Raw genomic sequence first — 15,592 nt, forward strand, 5'->3', positions numbered from 1 at the left:
TTGACACCTTAGACCCAATCAAGCCAAGATGTATTTAAAATAAATGTAAACATTTGTTAAGCAGGTCTGTATGTCTCTAGAGCTATTATCCCTAGAAAATCTCCAAGAGCTTGCCGAACAATACGGCTACTGGGCTGTTTTTATCGGAATTGCCCTCGAAAATACTGGAATTCCCATCCCTGGAGAAACAATTACAATCATCGGCGGTTTTTTAGCAGGTAGTGGCGAATTAAATTATTGGTTTGTCCTCCTTAGTGCTATCTTAGGGGCGGTCGTCGGCGATAACTTCGGTTATTGGATAGGACGCGCTGGAGGATGGGCATTACTGCTCAAAATCGGCGGTTTTTTTCGGATTTCTGAAAAACGTTTAGAGACAACACAACAGCAATTTATTAAAAATGCACCAAGAGCGGTCTTTTTTGGGCGATTTGTAGCATTATTAAGGATTTTTGCGGGGCCGATGGCGGGTATTGCTCAAATGCCTTATCCTCAATTTTTACTCTGTAATTTTGGGGGTGCAACACTTTGGGCGACAATCATGGTGACTGTATCCTTTTTCTTAGGGCGTTTAATACCATTACCTCAATTAATTCAAGGATTCGCACAATTTGGAATTTTAGCTTTAATTGTGACGATCGCTTGGATTATTATCTCAATTTGGCTAGAATCTCGTCAAGTCGGAGCAGATTAAGGATTAATGGGTTCATCAGCATGAGGAAGTTCTACAGTAAAACAGCTTCCTTGACCTACTTCTGAAATAAGAGTAATCTTTCCGCCGTGAAGTTGAGCTAATTTTTGAGAAAGGGCTAACCCTAAACCAGTTCCTTTATGTTTATGACTCACAGAACTTTTAAGCTGTTGAAAGGGTTGAAAAAGTTTCTCTTGATCGGCTAATGTAATCCCAATTCCAGTATCAATAACTAAGAAGGTAAGCGAATTTTTTTGCCGTGTTACTCTTAGAGTCACATTACCTCGTTCAGTAAATTTAATAGCATTAGAAAGAAGATTAATCAAAATTTGTTTGAAACGTTGTTGATCTGCAAAACAAAAATCTACATCAAAGGCAATCTCTAAATTAATCTCTAATCCCTGTTGTTCTGCTTTTGCTTGTACAATTGAGAGTGCAGCTAAACATAGATCTTCCACTGCCAATTTTTCTAAAAAGAGTTCCTCTCTATTTGCATCTATTTTAGAAAGATCTAACAAATCATTAACGATCGCCATTAAATGCTCACCCGAAGATACCACGGCATTCACGTATTGACTTTGTTTTGGATTAAGAGAACCATAAATTTGTTCTTGCAACATCCGCGCAAATCCTAAAATTCCTGCTAAAGGTGCGCGTAATTCATGGGTCATGTTTGAGAAATATTCATTTGTATGTTTAGAATTTTCTTGTTTTGCCGTTAGCTGTTCTTGAATCCTAATTTGATAAATAGCGATGCCAATTTGTTTAGTGATCTGTTTTAAAAAGCTCAGTTCTTCTTCGCTAAATTCACGATTATACTGCTTTGATTGTAAAATTAATGCTCCAAAAAATTCTCCCTTAATCAAAATGGGTAAACTACATAAATGATATTTAAAAACTAAATTTTCTGGTTTAATTATTCTTGATACTTCACTATAAAACTTGATTTGTTGAGCTTCACACAAATTGTCTAAACAGAAATAATCAATATTGTAATCATCAATCTCAGTTTCTAAAGCTTTTGAGTATGCTTGATAAATTTGCCATGATTCAAAAGCTTTTGCTTGAGTTGTTGCTGATTCATTACTATAAATTTGTGGGATTTTAAGATTTAGCTTTTGACAATTACAATCAGCTACTTTTAAAATCAAAATTTGTTCAACTTCAAAAATAATCGCTATTTCTTGAAGAATATCTGTTAATTTACTTGATGTTATATAATCATCATTAAGCTGTTGATTAATTTTTTTAAATAATTCTTGATAACATTTTTCTTTATTTAATTTTTGTTTATGTAAGATAATTTTTATGCTTTGTTCAACTAAATAACGAATGATTTCTATATTTTTTTCAGTCCATCTAATCTGATTATGCTTAGAATAAATGCAAAAAAAACCAAGCGATAACTGTTGATATTGTATGGGAATTAAATTAATTGTATTTATTTGTAATTGTTGCGCTCCTTTTTTTAATTTTAATGGAATAAGCGGATGTTGTATGACTAAAGATAATATTTGGTCTCGCTCAAGATAGATTTGATTTTGTTGATAAAAATACTGTCCAAATTCAATTAATATTTGTTTTTTTTGAGTCGATTTTATAGTAGAGTATACCTGTTTAATTTCTTCTTTTTCAAAAAGTAAAAGCAAACAGTAATCGACATCGCATACTTTTTGAATAATAATTACTAGCTCTTGAAAAAAATCATTCCCTTCCTGTTGGTAGCCCGTGAACTTTCTCAACGATCTTGACAAATTTATAGATAATGAAGGTTGTTGAGTTGGATTCATGGGGATCAAAGTCTAAAATGTCTGTAAAAATTCATAAAATCAAGCTAAATCTTAGTTTATTCTATCGACTCTTGTAGTTAGTGAAACGATATTTCTGGCTTTTATTCTTAAAATTTAATTAAGATTTCTTAAAATTCTCTTAACTAATTTTAAAATTGCCGTCTTGAAAAAATTAAAATTGAAATTCCAAGCAATAAAGCCGTATAAAGAATCCCGTAAGTAGCATTGCTAAGAAGTGTGTCAACATTAGGTAACAAACCATATACAGCATCATTCCTCAAGTTAAATCGTTCTAAGTCGGGCAAGAGTAGATAAAGAGTTTGAGTAATGCTTGCAATGCTTTCATTTTTGCTTATTGCACCTAATTTTAACAAATCCTTGCTGATATGACCCATGCAATAAATACCAAAACTTAAAAGAGTGGCTAAAATTGAACTGGTAAAAACGCCGAAAGCAATGGCAACTGCGATTAAGAGGGCTAGTTCAAGAATGAGAAAAACAACAGCAATAATTAGAGGAAGGGCTTGATAATTAACTTTAGTCCAAGATAGCAATAATAAATAAACCAGAGTCATACAGGTTAGCATCACCCCAAGAACCGCAGATAAACCCAGATGCTTACCGATAATAAATTCGGCACGACTCAGAGGTTTAGGAATTAAAATAAGAACAGTACGTTTCTCAATTTCTTTATTAATTAGTCCCGTTCCCACAAAAATAGCGACAATTGCCCCCAGTAGACTGATCGCCCCTAAACCTAAATCTAAAAAGATTTTTTGATGGGTTCCAACCGAAATTTCAGGTAAAAGTCTAACTGCAATAAGCATTAATAAGGCAAAAAAGCCAATGAAATAGAGGATACGATCGCGGATCACTTCTCGAAATCCGTTCGCTGCTATTGACCAAATTCGATAGATACTCATTCAACTATTTAGTCTAACTACTGATAGGTTCTTTTAGCTTTAATATACCCACTTGACCTAATGATAATTAACGTCCTTAGACAAAAATACTGATGAGGAGATGGAAAATTTTTGATTGATCAGGCCTTTCTAGGTAAAATAGGTAGACCTCAAATGCAATCAACCCATGTCAGAAAAATTCAAAAATCATCGAGGATTGATTACAGCAGCAATTACCTTTTTTGTGATTGAATTAGCGATCGTTCTCTTTCGATATCATGCTTACTATCATACGGATACATCTTTTGATCTAGGCATTTTTAATCAAGTTTTTTGGAATGGACATCAGGGTCGTTTTTTTCAAAGTTCCCTTTCTTCTAGTCTCTCAGTGTCGGTTGAAACCCCTTTTGTATCTTATCATCGTCTAGGACAACACTTTACTCCTGCTTTGCTGTTGTGGCTTCCTATCTATTTACTTTTTCCCTATGCACCGATGCTACTGTTTTTAAATGTGACGCTAATTACAGTAGCAGGAATAGTCTTGTATATCCTAGCGCGTCAACGTCTTGAGCCAAATCTAGCCACCTGGATTACGATTAGTTATTATTGCGCTAATGCAGTAATTGGCCCAACTTTGGGGCATTTTCAAGATTTTTGTCAATTTCCTCTATTTACATTTGGGCTATTTCTCGCCCTAGAAAAACGTCACTGGTGGTGGTTTGGCATTTGTGCGGTATTAATTGTAGCGATACGGGAAGAAGCAGCCGTAGTTTTATTTAGTATTGGATTTTATTTAATTTTAAGTAAGCGTTTTCCTTGGTTAGGTTTAGGGGTTTGTCTAGCCAGTCTTGTTTATGCTATTGTCGTCACCACTTATATCATGCCCCTATTTTCTCATGATGTTTCGAGTCGCTTTTTAATCGAGGAATTTGGTCAATATGTTGAGGGTGAGCAGACTTCTAGCTTAGATGTACTTTGGGGAATTTTAAAAAATCCTTGGCGGTTATTCCTAGAGTTATTAACTCCATTTTCACCAACCTTAACTTATATATTGGGACAGTTTATACCCTTGGGATTTATTTCGGTGATTTCTGGGGCAACATGGATGTTAATTGCTTTTCCTTTGTTGACTATTTTGTTAAGGAAAAGTGAATGGGCATTAAGTTTAGATTTGCGCTATTCTCTAACTCTGGTTCCTGGTATTTTTTATGGGGCTATTTTATGGTGGTTTTATCATCCAGAAGCGCAGAAAAATCGATTTTTTAAAAGGTTTTGGGCAGTTTGTCTAAGTTTATCGCTGATTTTGACGATCACTTCAAGTCCGAATGATGCTTTAGCGTTCATTATTCCTAACTCGTTTCAACCTTGGCTTTATTTTTCTCCTGTACAACAATGGAATCATGCAAGAATTATCGAAAAACTGATCGCGCAAATTCCCCCCGATGCAAGTGTGTCTGCTTCTCCTGATATTGTCCCTCATCTTTCGAGTCGTCGGGAAATCCTACGCGCTCCTAACGTAGAATTGATCAATGATGCAGGTCAAAAAATTTGGCTTGATTATATGATTATAGATTTTCGGAAAAACCAACGGTTTCAGGTTATTTCGTCGGGCGATCGCAGAATTCTGGCTAAAGATGTCCCCACTGTTGAAGCATTTCTCGATAAAAATGAGTACGGTTTAATTGGCTATCAAGACGGAGTAATTTTGCTCAAGCGTTCTACTCCTGATGATCCAATACTTTTATCTCAATGGCAAGCTTTCCGCCAAACATTATAACCCTTTTTCTGAGATTTATAAAAATTGTCAAAATTGACTCCGTAAAAGATCTTTGTAGTCATAGCAACTTTTTTGTTGCATCAAGTTTTGTAGTATATCTACTTATTAACTAGACTAATGTTGAAAATTTTTATCAATCAAATTAGAACTCTACTCAATAGAGAGAATTGTCCTTTAGAATAGAAGTAGCGGAGACAATTGTTTCCGTTCACTCCTCACACCACACTCCGCTCGATTTACTTCGGGCGGTTTCTTTATTGGGAAATTAAACAAATTGCTTTAGATCTAGCAACAAGTTGTGAAAATTATATACATTTTTGGGACAAGTTAGCTAATTTTCGTGTTTGATAGCAGATTAACAAAGTTTGTTAGCCCAAATTGAGAAAATCAGAAATCGCATCAGTCGATTGTACAATGTGCATTCCAAAAGTTGCAAAACGCTGAAAGGCTTCATCTGCATGGGGTGTAAAATCAATCACATCTGGAACAACTACAGGCGAAGTACAATCCTCTAATAAATAGATTTTTTTGGCTAGATTAGCATCCTCAGACAAAATTTCTTGTAATAAATGCTCGATCGTCCAAGCGACACAATGACTTTTTGCTTGTCCTGCAATAATCACAGCATCATACTCTAAAACTTGTTCCAATAAACGACTATTTTTTTGAGCTATGGGTTGTCCTTGATGATCTTCTAAGACTTCTGGAAAAAATACCGAATAATTTTCCGTTAAAAGATTTTCCCCTTTGATTTCAAATTGAGTTTGACTATTCCGTGCAATACTATGAAAAAAAATCGCCTCTTCTAATGCAGAAACCAAAGCATGACCAATTCCGCCTAGCATGGAATGATACGGCCAAATGGTTAAAAGATATTTTCCTTGTTCTGTAAGATTTTTGACATAATGTAAAGCATAATGCTCTAAATCATGACCTAAATCTGGATTAACCCGCCAAACTTGAGTAACAATATCTTCTAAACTAATCATCGTCATCGGAGGTGGGTTTTCTCCAGATTGATTGATCCAAAAAATCGGATGAAAAATCTGTATTGCTGTGTGAGTATCCAGAGTTGGCATAATTTTAGTAATTACCCCAAGATTTCGATAAATAAACTCACATAAACGAATATTATCATCAATAGCACCTCGACCCGATCGACCACCCACAAATAACTCAAATTCTGGTAAACAAAATGTATTTTGAGCGTCAATAATCAGTAAGCAAATACGTTTTTTATCTTTAAATTCAGGTAATATATTATATTTTTTAGCCCATTCTTTAGCTTCTTCTGCTCTTTTCTGATATGGTACAGCCCAGTAACTAAATACTTTTTGAGGGTCAAAGCAAGGTGGAATAGGTAATAAAGAATTATTTAATGAATTCATCATTTAATTTAATCCTAAAAGTCCAATATGTTTTAAATTATACTTTTTTAAGTTTTAAAATTTAGTTTCGACTACTTATCGTATTCTATCAAAATTTATATAAATAAATGTAAAAAGAATCATAAAAATTAGGGTTGTTTCTGAAATGTTATTAGAGCTTATCTCAAGACGACAAGGAGCAAAAATCAAATGGCTAATATTTATGGCAATTCAGGAAATAACAATTTAACAGGAACTTCCGCTAATGATTTTATTTATGGTTACGATGGTTTGGATACTTTAATTGGTTTAGGGGGAAATGACCGATTAGAAGGTGGTAATGGGAATGATACCCTAGATGGCGGTACGGGTGCTGATACGATGATTGGTGGTAGTGGCGATGATACTTATATAGTTGATAGCCTTTCAGATGTGATTACAGAATTAGCAGGGGGTGGGGTTGATACGATCAAAACATCGCTTTCCTACACATTATCGGAAAACTATGTTAATAATCTAACTCTGACAGGTAGCAGTAACCTCAATGGTACAGGCAATAGTTACGATAACGTGATCACAGGAAATGCGGGAAACAATACCCTTAGAGGAAATGCAGGTAAAGATACTCTTAATGGAGGAAATGGGATAGATACCCTCATTGGTGGAACTGGAGATGATACCTATATTGTCGATAGCACCACAGATGTGATTACAGAATTACCAGGGCAAGGTGTTGATACAGTCATTTCATCCGTTAGCTACACATTAGCAGAAAACTACGTTAATAACCTGACACTGACTGGAACTGCTAACCTTAATGGTACAGGAAATAGTTATGACAACGTGATTACTGGTAATGAGGGCAATAATCGACTCAAAGGAGGCGATGGCAACGATTCCCTCTTTTCCGAATTTGGCAATGATACTCTTTATGGTGAAAAAGGCAATGATGTATTAAGTCACTCCTCTGGAGATTCTACATTATATGGAGGAGATGGCAATGATACTTTATCTGGAGAGTTTGGCTCTGGATATGGAGATGCAGGTAATGATACAGTTGGTGTGACTATTGGTTCAGCTTATGGTGGAAGTGGTAATGATACAGTTGGTGTGACTATTGGTTCAGCTTATGGTGGAAGCGGTAATGATACAGTTTCTATTGTGGAGGGTTCAGCTTATGGTGATAGTGGTGATGATACCCTAACGGGCGGATTTGGAACCAGTTTAATTGGTGGCTTAGGAAATGATATTTTATACTGTAGTTATTCCGAATATGGTAATTCTATTGTATTTAATACTTCTAATGAGGGTACAGATACAATTATTTATTTTAATAATTCATCGAATTCTATTAGTGTCTCTGCCAGTGGTTTCGGTGGTGGTTTATCATCTTATACTGATATCACTTCTGAACAGTTCGCCTATGGAAGTAGTGCGACAAGTTCAACTCAACGTTTTCTCTATGATACAACTACGGGCTATCTCCGCTTTGATGTTGATGGCAGTGGTTCAGCCGCATCAACCGTACTAGCCATTCTGCAAGGCGCACCGACTTTTACTAATAGTGATATTTATGTCTTTTAACCATTTTCTCAAAAAATAACCGAAGATTTGGGTAATTTAAGAGTTTTTGACTTAGTTTGCCTCAATAATTATCCAAATTTTTTTAGAAGAATCAGAATTGCTCTCAAAGCTCATTTAATAATAAGTCTGAATATTTACGATGTGGTTGAAGACAAACTAAATATGGCTTAAATTTTAATTTTAATACGATACAGTTTTGATTTTTATATAAGATAAATTTAGCTTAATCTTTTTGCTGAATCATGTGAAATCACAAATCACTAAGGCTCAAAATACAGTTAAAACTGGTTTTTTATTCTAAAATATCGTCAATTTGCTAGGATGATTAACCTTGATAAGATTACTATTTCTAGTTGTAAATAAATGTAAAATACAACATAAAATTGATGATTTGCTCTGAAGTGTTAATAAAGCTTATTTCAGAACGACAAGGAGTAAAAATCAAATGGCTACTATTTACGGCAATTCAGGAAATAACAATTTAACAGGAACTTCCGCTAATGATTTTATTTATGGTTACGATGGAAATGATACTCTGACTGGGTTAGGAGGAAATGACCGACTAGATGGCGGTAATGGGAATGATACCCTAGATGGCGGTACGGGTGCTGATACGATGATTGGTGGTAGTGGCGATGATACTTATATAGTTGATAGCCTTTCAGATGTGATTACAGAATTAGCAGGGGGTGGGGTTGATACGATCAAAACATCGCTTTCCTACACATTATCGGAAAACTATGTTAATAATCTAACTCTGACAGGTAGCAGTAACCTCAATGGTACAGGCAATAGTTACGATAACGTGATCACAGGAAATGCGGGAAACAATACCCTTAGAGGAAATGCAGGTAAAGATACTCTTAATGGAGGAAATGGGATAGATACCCTCATTGGTGGAACTGGAGATGATACCTATATTGTCGATAGCACCACAGATGTGATTACAGAATTACCAGGGCAAGGTGTTGATACAGTCATTTCATCCGTTAGCTATGCTTTAGACGAGAATTACGTCAATAATTTGACTCTCACTGGAGTGACCAACCTGAGCGGTATCGGGAATACTTATGACAACGTTATTTATGGCAATGATAGCAACAATCTTCTTAGAGGAGGGGATGGCAATGACACTATTAAAGGATATTTAGGAAATGATTCCCTCTATGGTGAGCAAGGCAATGATTTTTTATCTTATGGCTATTTTAGTGAGTATGACGGTAATAATCTTCTTGATGGGGGCGATGGCAATGACACCCTAGAAGCTGGATTAGGCTATGATACTCTCTATGGTGGACAAGGCAATGATCTTCTAACGAGTTACTCTTACTATGGTTCTGTGCTATATGGAGGAGATGGGAACGATACTCTAACAGATAATGGAACTCAGTATGGTGAAGCAGGAAATGACTCTTTAACAATACGTCCGTATTACTCAGGTTATGGTGGTTTAGGAAGCGATACGATAACTTGTGTTAATAATGATTATTATGGAAATCATGGAGGTGGTTATATTGCCTTCAATGCTCCTAATGAAGGAACTGACAGAATAATTAACTTTGAGAGTGGTATAAATGAAATTGAAGTCTCAGCGTTTGGTTTCGGTGGTGGCTTAACTCAGTATTCTTATCTCAGTGCTGCACAATTCAAATATGGAAGTAGCGCGACAAACTCAACTCAACGTTTTCTCTATGACACAAGTACAGGTTATCTTCGCTTTGATGTTGATGGCAGTGGTTCAGCAGCATCAACTATTCTAGCCATTCTGCAAGGCGCACCGACTCTAACCAATAATGATATTTATGTCATTTAGCCTAAGTTTGTTTTTTATATTTTCTCTAAAACAAAAGTTTATTTGGGTAATTCTAGTGTCACTGAGTTAATTACCCAAATATTTTTTTAAGGTTTAGGCTGATTTTGAGGATTAACTTTTGGAAGTTTTTCTAATAACTGAGCAATCTCAGGATTGTAGATTCGCTGATAGTTCCAATAATTCCCAAAAACAGATTCTACATATCCCTTTGTCTCATTAAAAGGTATATTTTCCACAAATTCATCATGATCACTCGATTCATATCGTGTTAACCATTTAGAAACATTGCCAGGCCCAGCATTATAACTCGCTACCGCAAACATCGAATTATTATCGTAAGTCTGATGAGTATAATCAAAATACCAAGTGCCTAAATTAATATTATCGTTAGGCTTGGTTAATGAATACTCTTTGAGATTTAGATTATTTGCTACCATTTTAGCTGTAGCGGGCATAAGCTGCATTAATCCCGTAGCACCCACTGGAGACTTAATATCTTTCTCAAAACGAGACTCTTGACGAATTAATGCAGTGACTAATAAGGGGTTTAATTTTCTCTCTTGTGACCATTTGAGAATTAAATCATAATAGGGAAAAGGGAATAAAGCTTGCCAATACTCTTGGGTGCCTCGTAAAGATTGCCATTGACTTAGCTCTTCTGGGGTTTCTCGTTCCTTAAGACTCCAAATTTGATTAATCGCCTCAATATTACGGTTTTGATCGAGTAATAATAAACCATAAGTAAATTGTTCAGCGATCGTCAATTTAGTTGGATCAACAATTTCTGCTTGAAAGAGTTCCCAAGCTTGTTGTTCTTCCCCTAAACGATACAATTCTTTAAACGCATCTGAACCAAAAGGAGGTATAGGGCGTTGTGTTGGTTTTTGAATCGTCGGAGTTTTGGCACGAACTGTTTCAAAATCACCCACCGGCCAACCGAGTAACATAGCCGATCGCCACGCATAATAAGAAGAGGGATAACGTCCGAGGGTATGAGTAAACGCATCTTGAGCTTCTTTTTGCTTGCCTAATTTTTGCGCCCATTTGCCTACCCAAAAAGCGGCTTTTGGTGCAACTGAACTATCAGCATTATTAACGGTGATCGGTTGCGCCCATTCCCAAGCCTTGACAAAATTGTCATTATCTGCATACTGCTGCGCGATTTTCCAACGTAAATCAGCGACTTCATCGGAATTAGAATATTGATTAATTAAAACTTGTTGGGTTTGATTAGCGGCTGTCGCATTCCCAGAACGTGCTAAAAGATTGGCTTTTTTGAGTAAAGCTTGTGGAGCTTTCTCGGGAAATTGTTTAACAACCAGATCTAGATAAATGAGTGCGTCTTGTGTTTTGGATATGTCAGCAAGCCGTAACAATCCTAGTGCGGTTTCTGGGGCCTTGGGATAAAGTTTAATTAATTTTAGATAACCCAGTTTAGCTTCTTCGATTTTGTTGTCGATTTGAAGATAACGAGCCATACGATAGGCTTGACGAGGACTTAGTGAGGCTTTTTGATAGGCTGCGGCGGCTTTTTGATAAAGATTTTGATCCCAATATCCGTCTGCTATCAATTCCCAGTCTGAGGGTGTAAGCTGTTTAGAGAATTCTTGAACCAAACGCTCACGTGCTTGATTGGTTGAAGGTTCTGGAAGACTATTTTTAAGTAAATTTAATAATAATTGCGGTTGATTCGGATTGTCTTTAAGACGTTCTAGAATAATGTCATGTGTACGCGGATGACGGGGAAATTGAGTAATCGCTTGTTCCCAGTATTCGGGATTAGTTTTACCCAAATTGTACAAAGCATCGGCAGCAACTGGTGAATCAGGATAACGCTCGATGACTTTTCGCCACATATCTTGAGCTTTTTGAGGTTCATTACTCAGTTCGTAAGCGCGTCCCTGTTTTAAAAGTATCTGTGGTGCTAAGGCGGGATATTGTTTATCTAAACCCTGTAGTAACCGTAAAGCTGGCCCACCTTCAAATTTTTTAAGTAAAATAGAAGCCAAAAGATAGCGGGCGCGACTACGATCTAAAGAAGCTTGATTAGAATCTGCGATCGCTCTTAGTTGTGTTTCTTGTTCCTCTACTGGTAAAAAAACCAAGTTCATCACGGCAGATGGCTGATCTTTTTCCGCTTCAAAGGAATCTTGAGATCTTGAATTGAGTGGGGTTTGTTGTTCTAGTCTCTCTCTAAGAACTGGATTGAGGAATAAAATACTAGGGATGGCTAGTAAGAGGAGTCCAGAACTAATACCCAGAATGAGAGAAGGTTTAGCTTTTAAATTTTTTAGCATTACATCATGGTGACTAGCACTTCAGATAACCATTATCAATGATTCTGGACTTTTGGGAATTGTTTCTCGTGTCGCTAAAATAGAAAACTGTATCTACATATTATAAAATCATGCAAATTCGTAGACGGCGACCCAACAAGAGCGTTAATGTAGACAACCTAGAATACAAAGTTATTGTACCCGATGAGCAACCCCAAAACATTCTAGAAGAAATAGTCTGGCACAAAGAAATCGAAGTCGATCAAATGCGGGAACGCTTACCCTTAATTGAATTACAGAAAAAAGTCAGACAAACGGCACCAGCAAAAGACTTTTTAGGCGCGTTAAAAAACGGCAAGACTCAACCCGCTTTAATTGCCGAAGTCAAAAAAGCCTCACCCAGTAAAGGAATTATTAAAGAAGATTTTGATCCACAAGAAATCGCAAAAAGCTACGAATTAGGTGGTGCAAGCTGTTTATCCGTTCTCACCGATGAAAAATTCTTCTCTGGAAGCTTTGACAATCTTTGGAGAGTTCGTCAAGCAGTCGAGCTACCCTTACTGTGTAAAGAATTTATCCTCTATCCCTATCAAATTTATTATGCTCGTAGTAAAGGCGCGGATGCAGTTTTACTCATTGCTGCGATTTTAAGCGATTCTGACATATCATATTTTACTAAAATTGTCAATATTTTAGGAATGACGGCTTTAATTGAAGTGCATACCTTAGAAGAATTAGATCGAGTCCTAGCGATTGAAGGCGTTAACTTAATTGGTATTAATAATCGTAACTTAGAAGATTTTTCCGTTGACTTACAGACAACCTGTCAATTATTAGAGACCAGAAAAGAAGAAATTGAACAAAAAGACATCCTCATCGTCAGTGAATCTGGTTTAGATAGCTCATCTGATTTACAATTAGTTCAACAAGCCGGAGCAAGTGCGGTCTTAATTGGGGAATCGCTCATTAAACAGAACGACCTGATCAAAGCGATCACAATGCTATTTTCCAAGCCATAATCAGTGACTATCTTTTTGGAGCGTCAAGTGTGCTGTCTTGTTTTTATTTATCCCATGTGCGGATTTTATGAAGCCAATTCCTTTACCGTCTCATGTGCATTATGAATTACTGCTACAGTTATTGGAACGCAAAACCCTAGCAGCAGTCGAACAACAACCCGCGCTGAGGCAACAAGTTCAGCAAGTCATTATTAGTTTAAGAAAAGCATATGCTCAACAAAAGCAACTAGAAGATATATGTCAACAAACTCAAATTCCCTTTGAATGCCGATGGTCACTCAACAGTATGCCCGTTTCCTTGGACGACGAAATAGACAGTCTAACTTCAGAAACCACTAAAAGTGTTAATCATAGCTAACAGTAAGCAAAAAATCTTAGAGAAAATCTACTCAATTTGAGATAGGATCAATTTCTGCTCGTGTGGGCACCAAAGACGATCAAGGAAAGAATTATGCAAAATAAACATATGTTAATGATTCCAGGGCCAACACCTGTACCTGAAGCGGTTTTGTTGGCTATGGCTAAACACCCTATTGGACATCGAAGCGGAGATTTTAGTAAAGTTATTGGTGAACTGACCGAAAATCTGAAATGGTTACATCAAACTGAAAACGATGTGCTGATGCTGACTGTATCGGGTACTGGAGCAATGGAAGCGGGTATCATTAACTTTTTAAGTCCGGGCGATCGCGTTTTGGCTGCTGATAATGGAAAATTTGGCGAACGCTGGGTTAAACTGTCTAAAGCCTTTGGTTTAAATGTCGATGTCATTTCATCGGAATGGGGTAAACCACTTAACCCAGAAGATTTTAAAGAAAAGCTGGTTTCAGACAAAGATAAAACCATTAAAGCAGTCATTATGACCCATTCGGAAACTTCCACTGGAGTCATCAACGACTTAAAAAGCATTAGTAAGATCGTCAAAGATCACGGTGAAGCCTTATTAATTGTAGATGCTGTTACCAGTCTCGGCGCGACCAGTGTTCCAGTAGATGACTGGGGAATTGATGTCGTCGCTTCGGGTTCTCAAAAAGGCTATATGATTCCTCCAGGAATGGGATTTGTCTCAGTCAGTAAAAAAGCCTGGAAAGCCTACGAAACTGCTAAAATTCCTCGTTTTTACTTAGATTTAGGGAAATATAAAAAAGAAACTGATAAAAACAGTTCTCCCTACACCACACCCGTTAACCTGATGTATGGCTTACAGGTGGCTTTACGGATGATGAAAGAAGAAGGGTTAGAATCCATTTTTGAGCGTCATCAGCGTTTAACCCAAGGAACTAGAGCCGCAATGACAGCAATGGGTTTACCATTATTTGGTGCTGATCATTGTGCAAGTCCTGCGGTAACGGCAGTTGCGCCAACAATGGACGCTGAAAAAGTCCGTTCTGCACTTCGTAAAAAATTTGATATCGCTGTTGCGGGGGGACAAGATCACCTCAAAGGTCAAATCTTCCGTATTGGTCATTTAGGCTTCGTTTGCGAACGCGATATGCTAACCGTTATTGCATCCCTAGAAGCCACTTTACTAGATTTGGGCTACGAAGGTCTAAACCCCGGTGCGGGCATTGCGGCGGCAGCTAAAGTATTTAGTTAGTCGATCATTAAAAAATTACAACAGACGTGAGCAATCGCGTCTTTTTTGTTTTTATAATTAGAGCAATTGTTCTGTTTTTGTTTTATGGTAACTCTACTCAACGACTTCTATCAAAGAATACAAGCAGATGATCCCGAAGAAAAGCGAATTATTACTGGAGTTAACTGGAGACAATACGAAGCCTTATTAGCGGACTTAGGTGATAGTAATGCTTACAGAGTGGCTTTTTTAGATGGAGTATTAGAAATTGTGGCCCCCAGTCGTCGTCATGAAAGTGGTAAAACTCGTATTGGAACACTTGTAGAAGTGTATTTTTTAGAAACCAATACCGAATATTTTCCGACTGGTTCGACGACATTCAGAAAAGAGGAAAAACAAGCAGGAAGTGAACCTGATGAAAGTTATTGTATCGATACTGACAAAGAATTCCCAGATTTAGCGGTAGAGGTTGTCATTACCAGTGGGGGAATTAATCGCTTAGAACTTTATAGACGCTTAGGAGTTAAAGAAGTTTGGTTTTGGCAAAACAATAATTTATCAATTTATCACAAAAGAGAAGATATCCCCTTTGAGTTTGTATCAACCTTTGGTTATGAGAAACTAACTCAAAGCGAATTATTGCCCGATTTAGATATTAATCTGTTAGTGGAATGTCTAAGAATATCTAATCCCCTTGCTGCGGCTAAAGAATTTCGCAATCAACTACAACAAAGGTTGAAAAAAGCATAAAATTAACCTTTTTCAACCAAAATTTACAAATATTTACAGTGACGAAAAGT

12 protein-coding genes are annotated in these 15,592 nt (G+C 36.7%); 8 read left to right on the forward strand and 4 right to left on the reverse strand.

Annotated features, from left to right (window positions below; translation table 11 throughout):
• The first annotated feature begins 70 nt into the window (after window positions 1-70).
• Entirely contained in the window at window positions 71-691 is a 621-nt protein-coding gene (locus CFPU101_RS18595) for a DedA family protein (protein WP_206816829.1), read from the forward strand.
• On the opposite strand, the gene CFPU101_RS18600 is transcribed toward CFPU101_RS18595, so the two are convergent.
• A complete protein-coding gene (locus CFPU101_RS18600; RefSeq protein ID WP_242578081.1) occupies window positions 688-2,430 on the reverse strand; it encodes a GAF domain-containing sensor histidine kinase in 1,743 nt (580 codons plus the stop codon). The genes CFPU101_RS18595 and CFPU101_RS18600 overlap by 4 nt on opposite strands.
• 197 nt (window positions 2,431-2,627) lie before the next feature.
• A complete protein-coding gene (locus tag CFPU101_RS18605) occupies window positions 2,628-3,401 on the reverse strand; it encodes an ABC transporter permease (RefSeq protein WP_206816831.1) in 774 nt (257 codons plus the stop codon).
• 166 nt (window positions 3,402-3,567) lie between these two features.
• On the opposite strand from CFPU101_RS18605, the gene CFPU101_RS18610 reads away from it, so the two are divergent.
• Complete coding sequence (locus CFPU101_RS18610) at window positions 3,568-5,157, forward strand: DUF2079 domain-containing protein (protein ID WP_206816832.1); 1,590 nt, start codon at window positions 3,568-3,570, stop codon at window positions 5,155-5,157.
• Window positions 5,158-5,525: 368 nt separating this feature from the next.
• Here CFPU101_RS18610 and CFPU101_RS18615 read toward each other — a convergent pair whose 3' ends face one another.
• Complete coding sequence (locus CFPU101_RS18615; protein WP_242578082.1) at window positions 5,526-6,548, reverse strand: cysteine hydrolase family protein; 1,023 nt, start codon at window positions 6,546-6,548, stop codon at window positions 5,526-5,528.
• Window positions 6,549-6,734: 186 nt separating this feature from the next.
• Here CFPU101_RS18615 and CFPU101_RS18620 point away from each other — a divergent pair, with 186 nt between their 5' ends.
• A complete protein-coding gene (locus tag CFPU101_RS18620; protein WP_206816833.1) occupies window positions 6,735-8,108 on the forward strand; it encodes a calcium-binding protein in 1,374 nt (457 codons plus the stop codon).
• Window positions 8,109-8,553: 445 nt separating this feature from the next.
• The gene (locus tag CFPU101_RS18625) at window positions 8,554-9,921 is read left to right on the forward strand and encodes a calcium-binding protein (protein WP_206816834.1); all 1,368 of its coding nucleotides are present in this window, start codon (window positions 8,554-8,556) and stop codon (window positions 9,919-9,921) included.
• 86 nt (window positions 9,922-10,007) lie between these two features.
• On the opposite strand, the gene CFPU101_RS18630 is transcribed toward CFPU101_RS18625, so the two are convergent.
• Window positions 10,008-12,218 (reverse strand): transglycosylase SLT domain-containing protein, encoded by a 2,211-nt coding sequence (locus tag CFPU101_RS18630; protein ID WP_206816835.1) that lies wholly within the window; start codon window positions 12,216-12,218, stop codon window positions 10,008-10,010.
• A 110-nt stretch (window positions 12,219-12,328) separates the two neighbouring features.
• Here CFPU101_RS18630 and trpC point away from each other — a divergent pair, with 110 nt between their 5' ends.
• The 4 genes from trpC to CFPU101_RS18650 all read left to right on the forward strand — a co-directional run bounded on the left by trpC (window position 12,329) and on the right by CFPU101_RS18650 (window position 15,542).
• Window positions 12,329-13,216: an indole-3-glycerol phosphate synthase TrpC gene (gene trpC / locus CFPU101_RS18635; protein ID WP_206816836.1), complete on the forward strand. Its 888-nt coding sequence runs from the start codon at window positions 12,329-12,331 to the stop codon at window positions 13,214-13,216.
• A gap of 67 nt (window positions 13,217-13,283) precedes the next feature.
• Window positions 13,284-13,574 carry a DUF5340 domain-containing protein gene (locus CFPU101_RS18640; protein ID WP_206816837.1) on the forward strand — a complete coding sequence of 97 codons (291 nt, stop codon included), beginning with the start codon at window positions 13,284-13,286 and terminating at the stop codon, window positions 13,572-13,574.
• Between the two features lie 93 nt (window positions 13,575-13,667).
• Window positions 13,668-14,813: an alanine--glyoxylate aminotransferase family protein gene (locus tag CFPU101_RS18645; RefSeq protein WP_206816838.1), complete on the forward strand. Its 1,146-nt coding sequence runs from the start codon at window positions 13,668-13,670 to the stop codon at window positions 14,811-14,813.
• A gap of 84 nt (window positions 14,814-14,897) precedes the next feature.
• The gene (locus tag CFPU101_RS18650; protein ID WP_206816839.1) at window positions 14,898-15,542 is read left to right on the forward strand and encodes a Uma2 family endonuclease; all 645 of its coding nucleotides are present in this window, start codon (window positions 14,898-14,900) and stop codon (window positions 15,540-15,542) included.
• Window positions 15,543-15,592 lie beyond the last annotated feature (50 nt).

The organism is Chroococcus sp. FPU101, from assembly GCF_017312365.1.
Taxonomy (GTDB): Bacteria; Cyanobacteriota; Cyanobacteriia; order Cyanobacteriales; family Microcystaceae; genus Chroococcus.

What these genes read in the sequence shown, in the direction of transcription:
- CFPU101_RS18595 (WP_206816829.1), top strand. Translation starts at nt 71, where the DNA reads ATGTCTCTAGAGCTATTATCCCTAGAAAATCTCCAAGAGCTTGCCGAA.
- CFPU101_RS18605 (WP_206816831.1), bottom strand. Translation starts at nt 3,401, where the DNA reads ATGAGTATCTATCGAATTTGGTCAATAGCAGCGAACGGATTTCGAGAA.
- CFPU101_RS18610 (WP_206816832.1), top strand. Translation starts at nt 3,568, where the DNA reads ATGTCAGAAAAATTCAAAAATCATCGAGGATTGATTACAGCAGCAATT.
- CFPU101_RS18615 (WP_242578082.1), bottom strand. Translation starts at nt 6,548, where the DNA reads ATGATGAATTCATTAAATAATTCTTTATTACCTATTCCACCTTGCTTT.
- CFPU101_RS18620 (WP_206816833.1), top strand. Translation starts at nt 6,735, where the DNA reads ATGGCTAATATTTATGGCAATTCAGGAAATAACAATTTAACAGGAACT.
- CFPU101_RS18625 (WP_206816834.1), top strand. Translation starts at nt 8,554, where the DNA reads ATGGCTACTATTTACGGCAATTCAGGAAATAACAATTTAACAGGAACT.
- CFPU101_RS18630 (WP_206816835.1), bottom strand. Translation starts at nt 12,218, where the DNA reads ATGCTAAAAAATTTAAAAGCTAAACCTTCTCTCATTCTGGGTATTAGT.
- trpC (WP_206816836.1), top strand. Translation starts at nt 12,329, where the DNA reads ATGCAAATTCGTAGACGGCGACCCAACAAGAGCGTTAATGTAGACAAC.
- CFPU101_RS18640 (WP_206816837.1), top strand. Translation starts at nt 13,284, where the DNA reads ATGAAGCCAATTCCTTTACCGTCTCATGTGCATTATGAATTACTGCTA.
- CFPU101_RS18645 (WP_206816838.1), top strand. Translation starts at nt 13,668, where the DNA reads ATGCAAAATAAACATATGTTAATGATTCCAGGGCCAACACCTGTACCT.
- CFPU101_RS18650 (WP_206816839.1), top strand. Translation starts at nt 14,898, where the DNA reads ATGGTAACTCTACTCAACGACTTCTATCAAAGAATACAAGCAGATGAT.